Source organism: Sphingobium sp. Ant17 (assembly GCF_000588875.1).
Lineage (GTDB): Bacteria > Pseudomonadota > Alphaproteobacteria > Sphingomonadales > Sphingomonadaceae > Sphingobium.
Genome location: NZ_JEMV01000053.1, coordinates 14475 through 32186, shown reverse-complemented (window position 1 = coordinate 32186; position 17712 = coordinate 14475). Strand labels below are relative to the sequence as shown.

15 protein-coding genes and 1 pseudogene are annotated in these 17712 nt (G+C 63.3%); 1 reads left to right on the top strand and 15 read right to left on the bottom strand.

Annotated elements, in window-relative coordinates:
• Positions 1-85 precede the first annotated feature (85 nt).
• The 10 genes and pseudogenes from nirD to BF95_RS28385 all read right to left on the bottom strand — a co-directional run bounded on the left by nirD (position 86) and on the right by BF95_RS28385 (position 11273).
• Entirely contained in the window at positions 86-427 is a 342-nt protein-coding gene (nirD, locus tag BF95_RS18915; protein ID WP_037477883.1) for a nitrite reductase small subunit NirD, read from the bottom strand.
• Positions 427-2937: a nitrite reductase large subunit NirB gene (nirB, locus tag BF95_RS18910; RefSeq protein ID WP_043153479.1), complete on the bottom strand. Its 2511-nt coding sequence runs from the start codon at positions 2935-2937 to the stop codon at positions 427-429. Before nirB ends, nirD begins: the two co-directional genes overlap by 1 nt.
• Positions 2938-3141: 204 nt before the next feature.
• Positions 3142-4350: a hypothetical protein gene (locus tag BF95_RS18905; RefSeq protein ID WP_043153474.1), complete on the bottom strand. Its 1209-nt coding sequence runs from the start codon at positions 4348-4350 to the stop codon at positions 3142-3144.
• 113 nt (positions 4351-4463) lie between these two features.
• Positions 4464-5707: pseudogene (locus tag BF95_RS18900) on the bottom strand (nitrate/nitrite transporter).
• 218 nt (positions 5708-5925) lie between these two features.
• A complete protein-coding gene (locus BF95_RS18895) occupies positions 5926-7140 on the bottom strand; it encodes a CmpA/NrtA family ABC transporter substrate-binding protein (protein WP_043153472.1) in 1215 nt (404 codons plus the stop codon).
• Positions 7137-7718, bottom strand: a complete 582-nt coding sequence (locus BF95_RS18890; RefSeq protein ID WP_043153470.1) for an ANTAR domain-containing response regulator — start codon at positions 7716-7718, stop codon at positions 7137-7139. The genes BF95_RS18895 and BF95_RS18890 overlap by 4 nt, the downstream gene beginning before the upstream one ends.
• 118 nt (positions 7719-7836) lie before the next feature.
• Complete coding sequence (locus BF95_RS18885; RefSeq protein WP_152542837.1) at positions 7837-8148, bottom strand: hypothetical protein; 312 nt, start codon at positions 8146-8148, stop codon at positions 7837-7839.
• Positions 8145-10622, bottom strand: a complete 2478-nt coding sequence (gene ctaD / locus BF95_RS18880) for a cytochrome c oxidase subunit I (protein ID WP_043153465.1) — start codon at positions 10620-10622, stop codon at positions 8145-8147. The genes BF95_RS18885 and ctaD overlap by 4 nt, the downstream gene beginning before the upstream one ends.
• Position 10623: 1 nt before the next feature.
• Complete coding sequence (locus BF95_RS28390; protein ID WP_200867010.1) at positions 10624-11010, bottom strand: cytochrome c oxidase subunit II; 387 nt, start codon at positions 11008-11010, stop codon at positions 10624-10626.
• Positions 11010-11273, bottom strand: a complete 264-nt coding sequence (locus tag BF95_RS28385; RefSeq protein ID WP_200867009.1) for a hypothetical protein — start codon at positions 11271-11273, stop codon at positions 11010-11012. Before BF95_RS28385 ends, BF95_RS28390 begins: the two co-directional genes overlap by 1 nt.
• A 30-nt stretch (positions 11274-11303) precedes the next feature.
• On the opposite strand from BF95_RS28385, the gene BF95_RS18870 reads away from it, so the two are divergent.
• A complete protein-coding gene (locus tag BF95_RS18870; protein WP_043153463.1) occupies positions 11304-11822 on the top strand; it encodes a DUF2231 domain-containing protein in 519 nt (172 codons plus the stop codon).
• On the opposite strand, the gene BF95_RS18865 is transcribed toward BF95_RS18870, so the two are convergent.
• From BF95_RS18865 to BF95_RS18845, 5 genes are all read right to left on the bottom strand, one after another.
• Positions 11789-12280, bottom strand: coding sequence for a CopD family protein (locus tag BF95_RS18865; RefSeq protein ID WP_043153461.1), 492 nt, complete (start codon positions 12278-12280; stop codon positions 11789-11791). The two genes, BF95_RS18870 and BF95_RS18865, sit on opposite strands and share 34 nt — an antisense overlap.
• On the bottom strand, positions 12277-12972 hold the full coding sequence (locus tag BF95_RS18860; protein ID WP_235209864.1) for a cytochrome c oxidase assembly protein: 696 nt from the start codon (positions 12970-12972) through the stop codon (positions 12277-12279). The genes BF95_RS18865 and BF95_RS18860 overlap by 4 nt, the downstream gene beginning before the upstream one ends.
• Before the next feature lie 24 nt (positions 12973-12996).
• Complete coding sequence (locus BF95_RS18855) at positions 12997-13791, bottom strand: formate/nitrite transporter family protein (protein WP_043153458.1); 795 nt, start codon at positions 13789-13791, stop codon at positions 12997-12999.
• Complete coding sequence (locus BF95_RS18850; protein ID WP_051520120.1) at positions 13791-16061, bottom strand: FdhF/YdeP family oxidoreductase; 2271 nt, start codon at positions 16059-16061, stop codon at positions 13791-13793. Before BF95_RS18850 ends, BF95_RS18855 begins: the two co-directional genes overlap by 1 nt.
• Before the next feature lie 166 nt (positions 16062-16227).
• The gene (locus tag BF95_RS18845) at positions 16228-17592 is read right to left on the bottom strand and encodes a methyl-accepting chemotaxis protein (RefSeq protein ID WP_043153453.1); all 1365 of its coding nucleotides are present in this window, start codon (positions 17590-17592) and stop codon (positions 16228-16230) included.
• Positions 17593-17712 lie beyond the last annotated feature (120 nt).

The window sequence follows — 17712 nt, the reverse complement described above, 5'->3', positions numbered from 1 at the left end:
TGCGTGCCCCCAAGCATCAGGCCAAGACGATAGCCCCCACCCCCGGCCCCTCCCCTGAAGGGGAGGGGTGATTTCAGTTCGACCTTCACGCCGCGCGCTTCCCAATGACGGCATCGCGCAGCAGGAAGATGCGCCCGGCATCGACCTTGAGCGGGATCACCGGCACGCATCCCTTATCCTCACCCAGCGCCTCGCCAGTCTTGAGCGAGATGTTCCAATTGTGCAGCGGGCAGGTGACGACCCCGCCATGGACGATCCCTTGGCTGAGCGGCCCATGTTTGTGCGGGCAGCGATTGACGAGCGCATGGAAATCGCCGCTGGTCGTGCGGAAGATCGCGATCTCCTCGCCGCCCAGCACTGGCAGGGTGCGGGCATTGCCCGGCGTGATCTGATCCACCGAACCGATATCGAGCCAGTCTCCGGTCATCATACGGTCTCCAACGGGCGCACTTGCGCGATATGCTGATGCAGTTCGGCATGCTGGCCCGCAGCCCGCTCCGCCCAGGGATCGTCCTGCATAAACTGCTGCGAGAAAAGGAAGCGCGCGCGCAGCGCTTCGCGGCCTGCCTCATCCTCGACGATGCGCGCCTTCACATAGTCGACCCCGACCCGCTCGATCCACGGCGCGGTGCGTTCCAGATAGCGGGCTTCTTCGCGATAGAGCTGGGTGAAGGCGGCGATATGGTCGAGCGCCTCCTGCTCGGTCGCCACCTTGCACAACAGGTCGGTGACGCGGACATGGATGCCGCCATTGCCGCCGACATGCAGTTCATAGCCGCTATCGACGCACACGATGCCGAAATCCTTGATCGTGGCTTCCGCGCAATTGCGCGGGCAGCCCGACACCGCGATCTTGAACTTGTGCGGCATCCACGAGCCCCAGGTCATCCGCTCGGCCTTGACGCCCAGGCCCGTGCTGTCCTGCGTACCAAAGCGGCACCATTCGGACCCGACACAGGTCTTCACCGTGCGCAGCGACTTGCCATAGGCATGGCCCGACACCATCCCCGCCGCATTCAGGTCCGCCCAGACGGCGGGCAGATCCTCTTTCTTGATCCCGAAAATATCGAGCCGCTGGCCGCCAGTGACCTTGACCATCGGCGCGTTGAACTTTTCAACCACGTCGGCGATCGCGCGCAATTCACGCGGGTTGGTCAGCCCGCCCCACATGCGCGGCACCACCGAATAGGTGCCGTCCTTCTGGATATTGGCGTGCATCCGTTCATTGACGAAGCGGCTCTGCTGGTCATCGACATAGGCACCGGGCAGCGCGCAGAGCAGATAATAGTTGAGCGCGGGACGGCAGGAAGAACAGCCGTCGGGCGTCGACCAATGCAGCTTCTGCATCACTTCGGGGATCGACGTCATGGCCTGCGCCACGATTTCGCGCCGCACATCGTCATGGCCGAAACTGGTACATTTGCACATCGTCTTCGGCCCGGACTGGACATCCTCCCCCAGCGTCAACGCCAGGATATTTTCCACCAATCCGGTGCAGGAACCGCAACTGGCCGATGCCTTGCACCCGGCCCGCACCGCGTCAAGGCTGCATGCGCCTGCGTTGATGCAGGCGACGACCTGGCCCTTGCTGACGCCGTTGCAGCCGCAAATCTCGGCATCGTCCGAGAGCGCTGCAACGGCCGCCTTAGGGTCCAGCGCGCCCCCTCCAGAGGCGAAGGCTTGGCCAAAGATCAGCAGGTCGCGAATGTCGGCAACATTTTCGCCGCGCTTGAGCAAATCGAAATACCAGCCGCCATCGGCGGTATCGCCATAGAGCACCGCGCCGATGACGCGATCCTCCTTCACCACGACTCGTTTATACACCCCGCGCGACGCATCGCGCAGAACGATGTCCTCGCACCCCTCGCCGCCCGAAAAGTCACCGGCGGAAAAGACGTCCAACCCGGCGACTTTCAGCTTGGTGGATGTGACGCTGCCCTTATAGCCTGTATGCCGATCCGTCAGGCCATCGGCCAGGCTGCGGCACATGTCCCACAGCGGCGCGACCAGGCCATAGACATTGCCGTCATGTTCGACGCATTCGCCGACCGCCAGCACGTCCGGGTCGCTGGTGACCATATGGTCGTCCACCTTGATCCCGCGCCCGATGTCCAGCCCCGCCGCCCGTGCCAGCGCGACGCAGGGGCGGATGCCCACCGCCATCACCACCAGGCTGGCGGGGATCAGCGTGCCGTCCTTCAACCGCACGCCCTCGACCTTGCCATCGCCGCAGATTTCCGCCGTGTCGGCCCCGGTCAATATCGTCTGGCCGCGCGCTTCGAGCGCGCTCTTGAGCAGCCAGCCGGCCGCCTCGTCCAGTTGCCGTTCCATCAGCGTCGGCATGATGTGCAGCACCGTGACCTTCATGCCGCGCAGCGTCAGGCCATGCGCCGCTTCCAGCCCCAGCAGCCCGCCACCGATCACCACCGCGTCCCCGCCCCGATTGGCGGCGTCCAGCATCGCATCGACATCCTTCATGTCGCGAAAGCTGATGACCCCCGGCAGATCCTTGCCCGGCACCGGGATGATGAACGGGTCGGAGCCGGTCGCGATCAACAGCTTGTCATAGGCGACGGTGCGGCCCGACTGGCTGGTGACGTTCTTGGCCGTCCGGTCGATCGCCACGACCGGATCGGCGACGATCAGGTCAATGCGATTGTCCGCATACCAGGCGCGGTCGTTGATGATGATCTCATCGAACGTCTTTTCGCCCGCCAGCACCGGCGACAGCATGATGCGGTTATAATTTACATGCGGTTCCGCGCCGAAGATGGTGACGCGATAGCGTCCCGCATCGCGCGCCAGCAGTTCCTCGACCGCGCGGCACCCGGCCATGCCGTTGCCGATCACGACCAGATGTTCGCGCGCATCATCGGCAGGGACAAGAATGGTCTCCTCGCTGCCCGTCATCGGCTCCGTTCCGATCTGAAATTCCATATTCTTGACTCCAGAAAACAAAAAAGCCGCCATCCTGACCCCCGGTTAGAACCGGAAGTCAGGATGGCGGCTTTGCCATCATATGCGCCTAGTCGATCCGTCCCTGGATCGCTTCGGCTATGGTTGGAAGGACAGCTTTGTCCTCTTGCACTGCACCATAACAGAATCGCCCGATGCCTCAAGCGATTCCTGTTCATGGCCCGATCAATAGGCCCAGTCGGCCTGAACCCATAATTTCTGCGTGTCGGTCGCCATCGTCTTGGCATCGTAACGGGCATAGCGGACCGACAGCGCGGTCTTCTTAACCTTCGCCGAAGCGATCAGGTTGATCTCATCGCCATAATGCTGGTCGAGCCGATCGCTGTCGAATCGATGCCACACCGCCTGCACCGACACGCCACTCAGCGGCCCCACCTGTTTCCAGCCATAGCCGCCGCCGACATAGAGGTCGCGAATGCCATTGGCGGGCGTTGTCAGGAATTTGTCGGCCCAGCCCTGAAACTTGAAATTGGTGCCAAGTGGCGTCTGGAAACTCGTCAGCGCCGCGCCGCTGCTCGCGCCCAGCACCTCATAGCCCGCATTCAGCTTCCACCCCTTCACATCCAGTGTCAGGTCCGCCGACCAATAGTCCGCGCTATAGCTGTTTGGATTGCGGTGATAGTCCGACTGGCGCGCATAGCTGAGCTGATAGCTGAGCTTCGCCGCCTTGGACAAAGGCCGCGCGCCCGCCAGCCGCACGCCATAGGTCTGGCTCGACAGCCGATAGCCCTGCATCGCCGCCTCATCCTGATCGACCAGATAGGCAAAGCCCGTCAGCGCGCCGACCGGCGTGGCATAGGACAGGTTGGCGAGGATCGTGTCACCACCCACCGCCTGCTGCCGCGGCCCACGCCCCTGAAAGCCCCAGATCGTCCGCACGCTCCACACATAGGAGAGGTCGAGCTTCAGCCCCTTGGCCGGGGTCAGTTCGGCGCGCACGGCATCGAACGTCTGGCCATTGTCGCGAAAGGCGACATTGCCGACGAACCGCTCGTCATCCAGCATGATTTTCTGCCGCCCGCCGGTCAGCGTCACCGCCTTGGTCTTATATTGAAGCTGGGCGATATAGAGCGCGATATTCTCCGGGTCGGCGATGATCGGCCGGGTCGCGGCCCCGTTCAGCCCGTCATAATAGTCATCGATGGCGGCCAGCGTCCCCTGCCCCACGACCATCGCCGAAAAGCCACCGCTGCTGGCCGACAGCCCAGCCCGCGCCCGGATGGTCAGCGCGTCGGATGTCTCGGTCGCCAGCCCCGCTTGATCCGCCTGTTCATAGCGCAACCGCGCTTCGGCGATCGGTTTGAGCGTCACTTCCTGGGCACAAGCGGTCCCTGCGACGGCCAGAGAGGCCGCCGTTGCGAATATATAGTGCATGGAAATCTGTCCCCCTCGGACTTCGCTACGGTCCTCCCCTCGTAGGGGAGGAGTTTAGCGATAACGATTGGGGGGCGGCCTTGCTGTGAAGGTCCGCCCCCGCCCCTCCAAAGTCAGATGCGCGCGCCACTGGTCCAGGTCGCGCGCCACCGCGCCTTGACCAGCGCGACGCCGATGAAGGCGATGACGGCGAGGCCCGCGAAGATCAGGAACCCGGCCGAAAAGCTGCCGGTCAACTGCTTGGCAAAGCCGAGCGAACTGGCGAGGTAGAAGCCGCCAATGCCACCCGCCATGCCGACAAGCCCGGTCATCACGCCGATTTCCGCCTGGAACCGTTGCGGCACCAACTGGAACACCGATCCATTGCCCGTGCCCAGCGCCAGCATCGCCAGGACGAAGAGGCCCAATGCCGTCACCAGCGTCGTGGCAAAGGCGACCCCTGCCAGCGCGATCGCGGCGATCAGATAGACGATCATCAGCGTCTTCACGCCGCCGATCTTGTCAGCGAGCGCCCCGCCGATCGGGCGAACCAGCGATCCAGCGAATACGCATCCTGCGGTGCAATAGCCCGCCATGACCGGGGTCAGCCCGAACTGATCGGTGAAGTAGATCGGCAGGCTGGCGGCCAGGCCGACGAAACCGCCGAACGTCACGGCATAGAAGGCCATCAGCAACCAGGCATCGGCCTGTTTCAGCGGCTGGAAATAATCGATCATCTTCTTGGGCGGCGGCGCGTTGGGCGCGTCCTTCGCCATGATCATATAGACGACGAACACGATGGTCAGCGGGATGCAGGCGAGGCCCAGCACCGCGTTCCAGCCGAATAATTTGGCCAGCCCTGGTGCGAAAAGCGCCGCCAGCACGGTGCCCGAATTGCCCATGCCCGCCAGGCCCATCGCCTTGCCTTGATGTTCTGGCGGATACCAGCGGCTGGCCAGCGGCAGCGCGATTGCGAAACTTGCCCCTGCAAAGCCCAGCACGACACCCAGTGCCAGTGTGCCTTCAAAGCTGCTGACCCCCATCATCCAGGCCGTGAATAGCCCGGCGATCACGATCAACTGGCTGATCGCACCCGACATTTTCGGCCCGATCCGGTCGACCAGCAGGCCGTTCACGACGCGCAGCAGCGCGCCCATCAGCGTCGGCGTGGCGACCATCAGCCTTTTTCGGCCGGGGTCAGCGACAATGTCTGTGCGATCATCGGCGCAAGCGGGCCGAGCAGCACCCACACCATGAAGGCGAGGTCGAAATAGAGAAAGGCGGCGACGAGGGTCGGCGTGTGGCCGGCCTTCCAGAAGCTGATCGCGGCGGCGGGCTGTTCACCCTCCTTGTCGCGATCCCAATAAGCAGTAGCCATGATACGTCCCCCAATAAACGGAAATGGACACGAAAAAAGCCGCAGGCGGACGTACGCACGAAGGGCGTAGTCCGGTCAGCGGCTTTGCTGCGATGTGGATGGGGATGGCGGTCCCGTCCTTGGGAGAGCGCATCCGAATATAGGCGCGCTTCATCGCGCGACGCCTATGTTATCTCCCGATTCGCATCATGTTGCAAGGCACAATTTTGCGCCTGCTTTCAACGCAGCGGCGTAAAGCTCGCCAGAAATTCGTCGATCCGTTCGGGGTCGAACACCCGCCCGTCGAAGAATCGGTCCGGCCCCAGCGTCAATTCGCCCCGGCGCGATCCGACCGCCAATGGCATGCCTACCGCCCCCTCCAGCTTCATGCTCGCGCCCGGCATCGGCACATCGCTGTCGGCCAGCGCGCGGCGGAAGATGTCGGGCCGGAACACCGCCCCTGCCTTCGCCACCGTCGCGGGATCATGATCGACCATGCCCCAGCGCACCAGTTGCGAATAGATCCACAGCGCCTGGCTGCGCCACGGAAAGGGCGTCGCCTCGCGCGCGAACAGCATGAAATCGGGACTGGCGATCGGCGCTTCGCCCGCCCGCGCGACGATCTGCCCCGATAGGGCGCGCGCGATCAGATCAGCGGGTTGATCGACATAGACGGGAGCCGCCAGCAACCCTGCGAGATCGGCATGATTGGCCGGGTCGTCGCACCAGGCCGCCGCCCGTACCAGTGCGCGGAGCAGGCGATCGACCGTTTCGGGATTTTCCTCGGCCCAGACCTCCCGAAACGCCAATACTTTCTCGACGCCACGCCGCCAGATGCGCTCGCCGATCGCTACCGCTTCGGCCAGGCCCGCCTCGACCGCTGCGCTGCCCCAGGGTTCGCCCGCGATGAAGCCATCAATCTCGCCCGCCTGCATCGCCTCGACCGTCAGCGAGGGCGGCAGCACACGCAGCACCACGTCGCGATCGGGGTCCACGCCCGCGCTCGCCAGCCAGTAACGCAGCATGATCGCATGGCTGGAAAAGCGATGGACGACACCGATCACCGGCTTGCGCCGCCACAGCCCGATCGCGGCGGCGAAATCATGCGCCGTCCCCAATGGATCGGCCAGGCGCGCCGCCACATCGGGTTCCAGCGCATTGGCGAAATCGCACGCCATCACCAGCATATTGCCGTTGACGTTCAGCTTATAGGGTGCAGCCAATGCCGCTGGCTGCTGGCTAAGCCCCAGCGTCACCGCAACCGCCAGCGGGGCCAGCATATGCGCCGCCTGCACCTGACCATAGACCAGCCGGTCGCGCAGCGTCGCCCAGCTGGTGGTCCGCACCAGATCGAGCGCAATGCCCTCGGCTTCCGCAAAACCCCGCTCGCGCGCCGCGACCAACACGGCCGCATCGGTCAGCGGCAGGAAGGCGATCCGCAGGCCCGTCGTCATAATCCCCCTCCCAACAACTCGCTGGCGGTGATCAACGCCTGTGCCACCTCCACAATCTTCTTGCCCTGGTTCATCGCCGCCGACCGCAACAGCGCATAGGCATCCTGCTCGCTCAGCGATCGCTGGTTCATCAGGATCGACTTGGCGCGGTCGATGACCTTGCGATCGGATAGCGCCGTGCGGGCCTCGTCCAACTCGCTCTGCATCTTGGCAAAGGCGTTGAAGCGCCGCACCGCCAGCTCCAGCACCGGCTTGACCCGCTCCTTGCGCAATCCGTCGACGACATAGGCCGACACGCCCGCATCGATCGCCGCGCCGATCATCGCATCGTCCGACTGGTCCACGAACATCGCAATCGGCTTGGCCAGCGCCCGGCTGACGATGAGCATTTCTTCGAGCGTATCGCGGCTGGGGCTGCCCAGGTCCATCAGCACGACGTCAGGTGCCATGCGTTCGAGCCGCGCGACGAAAGCGCCGCGCGGTGGCACGATATGAATATCGTCATAGCCCGCTTCGCGCAGCCCTTCCTCAAGAACCGTCGCGCGCAGGCCGCTGTCGTCGATGATGACGATTCGCATCTGTCCAAAGCCTCTTCGCCCCCTGAGTGACCGCGATGCTGCGCCGCGTCAATCATGCGCGATCGAGCAAAGTGCGGCAAATGCCGAAACGGCAAGGGCCAGGGTCTCTTCTGGATCTTTACAGACAGGCCGATGTCAAAGCGGTTGGCGATCCGACAACCAGGATGCCGACAAGTCCGACAATCGAAGAGGTGATCGCCAATTGCCGTTCAAGCCCTTCAGGCGCGCGCTTTGCCCACAAGATTACGGCACCGCCCCCCAGAGCAAAGCACAGCCAGGTGACGACCATGGTCCATCGGAAAACCGTTCCGCCCAGCAGCGGCACGACGTCCCACCGCAGCGCGCAGCCAATGCCGTGCAGCGCATAGAGGATCATGAACGCAAAGGCCCAAAGCCACAGGCCGATGGTCACGCGCGTCAGCATCGTCATGCCAACACCTCTGGCAGGAACAGGCATAACAGAACAAGGATCGTCACGGCACCTGCATAGGCCGCGAACATCTGGGCGATGGTCGCTTCCTGCGACCGCGCTACGGACACATAGCCCGCACCGATCCGCGCATGAAGAAAGGCCGCGCCAAAGAGGGCGAGAAAGGCGTGGAAGCCTGCATAAATGATCAACGCCCAGCTTGCCGCGGCATAGGCATGACTGGTCGGCAGCGGCAGAGCCGTCACGCCGATCGCAATCAAGGCCGCGATGACGATGACCTGCGCCCCACCGGCCCACAGCGCAACCCGCTTGGCTGCCGCCAAGGCGCCAGTCCTCACCGTGGTATGCGCGCGATACGCCAGGATGATGCCGCCCAAGGCCGCCACGGCAGCGATCATACCAGGTAGAACGCCCCCGTCCATTTGCGCGGGCGGTGGCCAGTTCGGTGCGATGACCCACAGGAAGGCATAGCCGAACACCAATGACGTGAAGAATGTCCCGTCTGCGACCAGCAACAGACTACTGCCCCACCAACCCGGTGCCCCGCCCACTTCCCGGTGGATGGGGGCCGTCTGTCCGCAACCGATCGACACCATACCGACGTCGGATCGCGCACCCAATACCCACAACCAGCGCCAGGCCAGTGCCGTCACCCCCGCCAGGGGTAGGAGCGCAAACCAATAATAGCCAGACAGCAAGGAGAGGAAGAAGCCGCCGGTCACGACGGCGGTGATCAGCGGCAGGCGGCTATTGCCCGGCAGGATGATGACATGGTCGATCGCCCCGCTCGTCGTATCAACCGCCATCGTCTCGCGCCAGCCATGCCGGATTTCGGCCAGATACCCCTCGCCGCGCGCCAGTTTCAACGCCAGTTCGGGATCGTCCCGAAGCGGCTCCCGTCCCTCGACCTGCGGCAGGCTGGCGATATTATAGGCGGTCGCCGGGATCGGCATGGCCCATTCCAATGTCCCCGCCCCCCATGGGTTGCGACGGCTGCGACGGGCCAGGAAAATCTGGAGCAGCACGTCGATCGCGAACAGCGCGAAGCCGAACGCCATGATGAAGCTGCCCACCGACGATAGCAGGTTGAGCCAGGTCCAGCCCATGTCGTCGGTGTAGGAATAGATCCTGCGCGGCATGCCCAGCAATCCGGTCAAATGCATCAGGAAGAAGGTGATGTTGAAGCCCACCAGGATCAGCCAGAAGGCCGCTTCGCCCAAACGTGGCACGCGCGCCCGACCGGTGAAATGCGGCAACCAATAATAGGCCCCCGCCAGCATCGGGAAGATAAACCCGCCCACCAGCACATAATGGAGATGGGCGACGACGAAATAGCTGTCATGGGCCTGCCAGTCGAACGGCACCATCGCCAGCATGACCCCGGTCATGCCACCCAGCACGAAGACCAGGAAGAAGCCTAGCAGATAGAGCATGGGCAGCTTGCATTCGGGGCGACCGCTCCACAATGTGCCGATCCAGGCGAAGATCTGGATCGCCGTCGGCACCGCCACAAGCGCTGACGCAGCCGAAAAGAAGCCGAGCGCCATATGCGGGATGCCGGTGGTGAACATATGATGCACCCACAATCCGAAGCTCAAAAAGGCGAGCGCCAGCAATGCTGCGACGATCCAGCCATAGCCAAGGATTTCGGCGCGGGCCATGACCGGCAGCACGGTGGATACGACCCCGGCGGCAGGCAGAAAGATGATATAGACTTCGGGATGGCCGAACAGCCAGAACAGATGCTGCCACAAGAGCGCGCTGCCGCCACGGGCCGCGTCGAAAAACGGCCAATCGAACGCGCGTTCGACTTCGAGCAGGATCGACCCCAGGATCAAAGGGGGAAATGCCGCGGTGATCAGCAGATACCAGGCGAACAACGGCATCCGGTCGAGCCGCATGCCCGGCGCACGCAGTTTGAGGATCGACACCGTGATCTCGATCGCCGCTGCAACCGCCGAAATCTCGACGAAGGTGATGCCCAGCAGCCAGACATCGGCATTGATGCCAGGCGTATAGGCTTTGGAAGAAAGCGGCGTGTACATGAACCAGCCGCCATCGGGCGCAACGCCGAACGCCAGCGCCGCGATCAGGATGGTGCCACCAAACAGATAACACCACCAGCCATAGGCCGACAGGCGCGGGAAGGCCATGTCGCGGCTGCCGAGCATTTTGGGCAGCATGTAGAGCGCCAACCCTTCGAACATCGGGATGGCGAACAGGAACATCATGATGCTGCCATGCATCGTGAAGAGCTGGTTGTAGATCGCTGGGCCGACAAAGGCGCTGTCGGGTGTCGCCAGTTGTGCCCGGATGAGCATCGCCAGCACGCCGCCGATCGCGAAAAAGGCGAAGGCGGCCAGGATGAATCGCCGGCCTATGTCGGAGTGATTGACCGAACTGATGGTCCCACGCCAGCCTTTCGGCGTACCCCAGATCGCCGTCAGTGCGCGATGTCGGTGCAGCGTGTTCATGTCATTCTTCCCCACGCTGGAAGGCCGCCCAGCCCGCCGCATCATGCGCCATCACGCGGAACCGGTTGCTGGTGTGGTGAAGGCCACAAAATTCCGCGCACTGCCCCTCGAACAGGCCAGGATCGGTTGCTTCTATCCGCAGCGTGTTCACCAGGCCGGGGATCGCATCCATCTTGCCACCCAGGCGCGGCACCCAGAAACTATGGATCACATCGGCGGAGGCGATGCGCACATCCACCGGTCGGCCAGCAGGAATGTGCAACACATCGCGAGTCGCGATCGCACCGGCGGCACCGGGATGGCGGAAGGTCCAATACCATTGGTGCCCGGTCGCCTCCACCACGACGACATTCCTGGCCGGGCGGGCAATGGTGCGCTCACCCAACATCAGGGCATAGCCAGAAGCCCCAGCAGGATAACGCTTGGCATGGCGAGGCCTAGCCCGCCAAGCCACAGCCCGCTGTTCGCCTTGCCTGTCCCCCCGTTACGACGGCGAAAGGCCAGCGCTAGCAAGGTCAGCATCAACAGCGTCAGTAGCGCCGCCCCCCCCAACATGACCCACCATAGGGTGGCGATATGGCCAGCGGCCGGACCTGCGATATCCAGTGTCGATAACGGTCCAGCGCAGCCGCCGACAATCAATGCTGGCATCGTGGCCGCCATTCGGTGCACAGCAGGGCCATGGACAAGGACACTCAAGCCGACGATGCGCTGGTCGATCCGATTTCGGCCCAGCCGCACTTCCATCGCACCGAATCGCAGATCGCGATCGCGGGTCACCCAATTCACGCGATGCTGGTCGCTTTTCCGATCGCTTTGACGATGTGCACTTTGGGGGCCGACGCCTTCTATTGGTGGACCGGCGATGTCTTCTGGGCGCGTGCCGCCTTGTGGGCGAGCGGCATGGCGTTCATCTTCGGCCTGCTCGCCGGTCTGTCGGGCACGGTCGAACTGTTGCTCGTGCCGGGCATTCGGGCTCGCGCGGCGAGTTGGACCCATTTCGTCATCGCGGTGATGCTGTTGTCGATCCTGGGCGCGAACTGGGGCTATCGTCTCGGTGTCGGCTATGCGGATGCGGTGCTGCCGTGGGGCCTGCTGCTTTCCGCCTTCGCGGCGGGGTTCACGGCGATCACGGGCTGGCATGGCGGCAAGTTGGTGTTCGATTATCACATCGGCACCTCATCGACCGGCAAAGGCTGATCCATCGGCTCTGTCAGCCAGGACGGGGCGAGCCTATCGCTCAAAACCGGCTTGCCCAGCACTAGAACCAGGATGGCACACATGGCGGTCAAGGATAGGGCGAGAAGCCACCGGGCACGGGGCGGGTCATAGCTGCCCTGCCGTTCTCCCATATTGACGGTAATATGGCCGATCCATGCATGGAGTAGAACCAGCACCCCTACCAACACCAGCTTGACGAACATCCAGGGCACGAAAACATCGCGCATGAAGATAAGCGCGGTGCCCATCGCGATCGCTATGACCGCTGCGGGCGTGACGAGGCCGATAAAAGCGCGGTGCGTCAGAAGCCGCAATCGCGAAAAGGCCGCCTGCTGATGGTGATGATCATGTTTGGCCAACAGCAGGGGCAAGGCAATCAACCCCGCGCACCAGATCGACAGGGCCGCAATGTGCAGCAGCTTGAGCGCCACGATCATGCGGCTAGTCCCGCCCGCATCCAGAGGCGCCGTCCGATCAATGCTGCGATGATGGCATAAGGGATTATGCCCGGTGCCCACATGATAAGGCCGGCAAGCTGCTGATCGACCAGTTGGTCCATGCCCCAGGGCAGCGTCGTCCCGACATGCGCCTGGTAGAGCGGCTGCGTCGCAAATGTCAGCAAGGCACCCAGCATCCCCATCTGCACCATGGCAAAGATCGCCGCGAGCGTCGCGGGCACGGCGGGCGCGGCAAAAAGCGCGCGCCAGAACCAAAGGGCGGTGGCCAGCAGGCTCGCTTGCATGACCCAATAGGTCGCACTGTCGATCAGCGCTCGGTCGTAGAGCGAAGGCACGTGCCACAGCCACAGCGTGACGGTAGAGACGAGCAGCGGCAAGCCAAGGCCATGAGCGCGGCGAGACGGCCAGGCCAGCGCGAAGAGCGGCGCAACGACCGCCACGATCAGGATATGATGGACCGCGCGGGCGGAGAACAGGGCGACGCTCAGCGCGCAGAGCGGGGAAACAAATGCCAGGGCCAGCACCGCGACGCCGCCCATCGCGATTTGCGGATGCTTCGTCCGCAACGCAAACGCCGCACACAGCATCAGGCCCAGCAACAGCAGCGGGTCAAAATTCCAGCGACTGATCCACTCGGTCGGCAAAGGCGCCGCGCCGCAATAGCTCGTCATGCCCCCTATCCCCTCCATCAATGACTATCCCTGATCCGATCGGTGCAGCTTATCATGCCCCCAGGCGATACCGATCGCCAACATGGCGCCACCGACGATATTGCCTGCCGTACTGAACGCCAGGTTGATCAGCCCGCTGGCGAAATCGGGGCTTTGCGACGATGCCGCCAGCCATCCCAGGGGAAGGATGGACATGTTGGCGATCGAATGTTCCAGTCCGGCGGCGACGAAGATCATCACCGGGCCGACAATCGCCACAGCCTTGCCTGCTATGGTCCGCGCCTTCATCGACATCCATACCGCCAGGCATACCAAGATGTTCGCGAGGATGGCGGAACAGAATATGGCCGCAGGCGCTTTGGTCAATTTGCCGGTGGCCAGCGCGATCGCCGCCTCGCCGACGCCGTCGCCTAAACCGCCGCTTGCCGCAAATAAAAGAGCGATGGCGACCGCACCGATCAGATTGCCGAACCAGACCATGGCCCATGCGCCAAGCATGCGGCGCGGCTTCAGGTCGCCGGTCATGGTCGACAGCAGCATCATCGTATTGCCGGTGAACAGTTCGGCCCCGACGATCATGACGATCATCAGGCCCACCGAAAAGGCCGCCCCCGACAAAAGCCGCACGGCACCGCCATCGCCCATATTGGCCTGCGCGACCATCGCCGCGACCGATCCGAAAGCAATGAACGCGCCCGCCAATATCGCCAGCATGCCCATGCGCGCGAAAGGCTGCTGCGCCTTGGCCGCCAACGCGGCCGGCGCTGCCGCCGCTATGCTATCGCCCACGGGATCATCGAAAGTCTCGTCCTGCGCCATCACGGCGCGGCTTCGATGCGGACTGGCACGGCCTTGCTTGCTGGGGTCTTGGAATTGCGGTCATGATGGTGCAGCGCAATCAGCGGGTTGAGTTCGGGATAATAGCCCACGATCGTGCCGTCCGGCAGGTCGAAGGGGACGATTTCCAGATTGTCGATGCGCCGAACATGGCCATCGCCTGCATCCCCGACCAGCGCCACGCGCTGTCCCTCGCTCAGGCCCGCGGCCGCCATATCGGCGGGATTGATCAGTATGACATCCCGCTTGCCCTCTATGCCGCGCAGCCGGTCGCTATAGCCATAGATGGTGGTGTTGAACTGGTCGTTGGAACGGACCGTCACCAGCCGGTAGCGGCCATCCACATCGGCCACGTCGGTTGCGGCAAGCATGGCGGGCGCGGTGAACTGCGCCTTGCCGGTCTTCGTTTTCCAGATCCGCTCCCGCGCGCCGTTGCCGCGATAGAAGCCACCCGGCTCGAAGATGCGGGCGTTCATATCGTGGAATTCTTCATGGTAGGTTTCGGCGATCAGATCGCGAACCAGGCTATAGTCCCCAGTCCACGCATCCCAGCGAACCTTGGGATTGGGCATCAATGTCGCTTTCGCGATGCCCGCGACGATCGCCATTTCCGACTTCAGATGCTCGCTGGCCGGGGTGCGATGGCCGATCGACGCATGGATATGGCTGAAACTATCCTCGATCGTCACCGTCTGCGGCCCACCGGCCTGCATATCTTCTTCGCTGCGCCCGAGGCAAGGGAGCAGATAGGCCGTCTTGCCGTTGAACAAATGGCCACGGTTCAACTTGGTGGCGATCTGGACGGTCAGGCGCATCCGTTCCCAGGCGGACTCGATCCGCGCCTGGTCCGGGATGGCGCGCAGGAAATTGCCGCCCAGACCGATAAAGGCCTGCACCGTCTCATCCAGCACGCCTTCGCACACTTCCACCGTGGTCATACCCGTGTCGCGCGGCGGATCGAAGTCGAACTGCGCGGCGAATGTATCGAGCGGCACCAGTTCGGGCTTCTCGGAAATGCCGACAGTGCGCTGCCCCTGGACGTTGGAATGGCCGCGCACGGGGCATATGCCTGCGCCGGTGCGGCCGATATGGCCCCGCATGAGCAGAAGATTGACCAGCATGGCGATATTCTCAAAGCCATGGACATGCTGCGTAAGCCCCATGCCATACACGCCGATCACGCGCTCGGCCTCGACATAGACCCGGCCCGCTTCTTCGATATCGGCGCGGGACAGTCCCGATTCCTGCTCGATCCGGTCCCACGTAGTCGCATCCGCCTTGGCGCGGAATGCATCGAAGCCCAGACAATGTTCGTCGATAAACGCCTGGTCGATCAGCGTGCCGCCCCGGCGTTCATCTTCGGCAAACACATATTTGCACAGCCCCATGATCGCCGCGATGTCGCCGCCCGCGCGCACTTGCAGATACTGGCAACTGATCGGCGTACCATTGCCGGTCAGCATCTGGGTTGGCCGCTGCGGGTTGATGAATTCGATCAGCCCCTTTTCGCGAATGGGGTTGAAGGTCACGACTTTGCAGCCGCGTTCGACGGCTTTCTGCAGGGGGTGCAGGAAGCGCGGACTGTTGGTGCCGGTATTCTGCCCGAAAAAGAAGATCGCGTCGCATTGTTCGAAATCGTCGAGAATGCATGTCCCGACCGGCGACCCGATCAATGCGTTCAGCGTAACGGACGTCGTTTCGTGACACATGTTCGAACTGTCGGGCAGATTGTTATGCCCATAAAGACGCGCGAACAGCGCATAGACATAGGAGGTTTCCAGGCTCGCGCGACCCGATGCGTAGAATATGGCGGACTTGGGATCAATCGCCTGCAATTCCGCACCAATCGCGGAAAACGCCTCATCCCAACTGCACGGCACATAATGGTCGCTGGCCGCGTCATAGCGCAGGGGGTGGGTCAACCGCCCCTCATGCTCCAGATCATGGTCGCTCCAGCCGCGCAGCTCGGTCACGCTATGTTTGGCAAAAAAGTCAGGCGTGCAGCGATGCGTGGTCAATTCCCACAGGGTCGCCTTCGCGCCATTTTCGCAAAATTCAAAAGCATGCGGATGCTTTGGCTTCCCCCAGGCACAACTGGTACACATGAAGCCGCCGGTCTTGTTCTGGCTCCGCAATGTTTCAAACGCACCCGGGGTCGACCTCTCGCCCAAGGCGGTTTCCCCCATGCCGCGCAATGATCCCCAGCCGCCGGTGGCGCTGTCATATTCGACCGTCTTGGGTGGGTTTGCCATATATGCTCCGATGCGCTTGATCCTATAGGGTAAGCGATCAGGAGCGTGTGGGTTCCGTTATATCGGCACTGTGAAGCGGGATAACCGCTCCTATCGTTTGGCGATGCGATTGGTTGATGGGGGACAGGCGCGCGCCGCGGGTTGACGGCACCCGTCGCGGCCGCGATCAGATGAGATAGCCCACCTCATACAGGCCCCAGCGCCGCCCGCCAAATACCAGCGGCACGAACACGCTGCGCAGCGCGCGGTAGCGGCCTTCGCCCAGATCCTGCCGATAGGTGTAGAGGAAGAAATCCCCCTCTCCGTCCAGCGCACGGCGGGTCTGGCTATCCATGAAAATCTGGCGGTTGCGCGCATGCTCCATATTCCAATGATGCTGGCCGGGCCGCTGCGGCTGGGATCGCGCGCTGATATGGGTGGGCAGATACCCATTCATGTCGATCAGACAGCATCCCACGATCGTGCGGTCCTCCCCCGTATGCCGGTCGAGCGCGGGGCGCAGCATCGCGTCGGCAAAGGCCGTAAAGCCGGTCTGATATTGCGCCGGGTCAGACCCTGGCACCCGGCGATAATCGACATCGAACAATTGCGCCATGCCGATATGCCCGTCGGCAAGCCCCTGCTCGATCAGTGCGCCGATCTCCTCCGCGCCCTCCTCGGCCAGCGCGATATAGCGGCTGTTGCGCGTGCGTTGCGGGCCATGTGCGGCGCTGTTGAGCATCGCATTGGCCATCCCCTCCAGCCCTTCGAGCTGCACCCGTGCTTCGTCCGCCCGCGCGGCGCTCTCGCTGGCCGACTGGCTGAACGTCGTCAGCCCGTGGCGCAGCGCGGCGACATCACTGTCCGCCGCATCGGTACAGGCGACGATCGTCTCCGATCGCTCGCCAAATTGCGTTACCAGCGAGGCTATCTCGGCCATGCTCAGCCGCAACCGGTCGATATGGGTGCCCACCCCGCGCCCGCGCACGATGTTGGACTCGACCCCACCGATCAGGTGGCGCGCATCGCGATCCAGTTGGCCCAGCTTGTCGCCGACCGACGCGGCCGATTCCCCCGCCTGCCCCGCCAACCGCCGGATCTCGTCCGCCACCACGGCAAAGCCCTGCGTCGCTGCGCCACCGCGCGCCGCTTCGATCGCGGCATTGACGCCGAGCAGTCGCGTCTGCCGCGCAATCGCGCCCAGTTCGTCCGACACGTCGCCGACCGCTTCGATCACGCTTAGAAACTGGCGCAAATGCCCCTCCAGCCCCGTGACATGCTCGACCAACCCGGTCAGTTCGTCGATCGACAGGGTGATGACGTCATGCCCCTCGGCAATGATCCGTCCGGCGCGCTGCGCGGTCACGCGCAATTCCTGGGCCGCCGCAACGCTTTCGCCATGGCTTGCCGCCAGCGCGTCCATATTCGCCTGCAAATCCACAAGCCGCGCGGAATCCCCCTGGATTCGATGATTGAGCGCACCCAGAAACCCCGCCGTTTCGCTGCATTGCAATGCAATGTCGCCCGACCTTTCGCCCAAATCGGCCAACATATCCCCGTTTTTCAAGCGCGCCCCGTCGTTTCGATTATGTCTGGATAGTGACGGATTAACCATGCACTGCAACACTTAATATTCCGCTGCCGTCATGATCGCGTGACCGGCTTGCATCGC

Coding starts and splice junctions, on each gene's coding strand:
- nirD (WP_037477883.1), bottom strand. CDS start 427: ATGACCGGAGACTGGCTCGATATCGGTTCGGTGGATCAGATCACGCCG.
- nirB (WP_043153479.1), bottom strand. CDS start 2,937: ATGGAATTTCAGATCGGAACGGAGCCGATGACGGGCAGCGAGGAGACC.
- BF95_RS18905 (WP_043153474.1), bottom strand. CDS start 4,350: ATGCACTATATATTCGCAACGGCGGCCTCTCTGGCCGTCGCAGGGACC.
- BF95_RS18895 (WP_043153472.1), bottom strand. CDS start 7,140: ATGACGACGGGCCTGCGGATCGCCTTCCTGCCGCTGACCGATGCGGCC.
- BF95_RS18890 (WP_043153470.1), bottom strand. CDS start 7,718: ATGCGAATCGTCATCATCGACGACAGCGGCCTGCGCGCGACGGTTCTT.
- BF95_RS18885 (WP_152542837.1), bottom strand. CDS start 8,148: ATGACGATGCTGACGCGCGTGACCATCGGCCTGTGGCTTTGGGCCTTT.
- ctaD (WP_043153465.1), bottom strand. CDS start 10,622: ATGAACACGCTGCACCGACATCGCGCACTGACGGCGATCTGGGGTACG.
- BF95_RS28390 (WP_200867010.1), bottom strand. CDS start 11,010: ATGTTGGGTGAGCGCACCATTGCCCGCCCGGCCAGGAATGTCGTCGTG.
- BF95_RS28385 (WP_200867009.1), bottom strand. CDS start 11,273: ATGCCAGCATTGATTGTCGGCGGCTGCGCTGGACCGTTATCGACACTG.
- BF95_RS18870 (WP_043153463.1), top strand. CDS start 11,304: ATGGACAAGGACACTCAAGCCGACGATGCGCTGGTCGATCCGATTTCG.
- BF95_RS18865 (WP_043153461.1), bottom strand. CDS start 12,280: ATGATCGTGGCGCTCAAGCTGCTGCACATTGCGGCCCTGTCGATCTGG.
- BF95_RS18860 (WP_235209864.1), bottom strand. CDS start 12,972: ATGACGAGCTATTGCGGCGCGGCGCCTTTGCCGACCGAGTGGATCAGT.
- BF95_RS18855 (WP_043153458.1), bottom strand. CDS start 13,791: ATGGCGCAGGACGAGACTTTCGATGATCCCGTGGGCGATAGCATAGCG.
- BF95_RS18850 (WP_051520120.1), bottom strand. CDS start 16,061: ATGGCAAACCCACCCAAGACGGTCGAATATGACAGCGCCACCGGCGGC.
- BF95_RS18845 (WP_043153453.1), bottom strand. CDS start 17,592: ATGTTGGCCGATTTGGGCGAAAGGTCGGGCGACATTGCATTGCAATGC.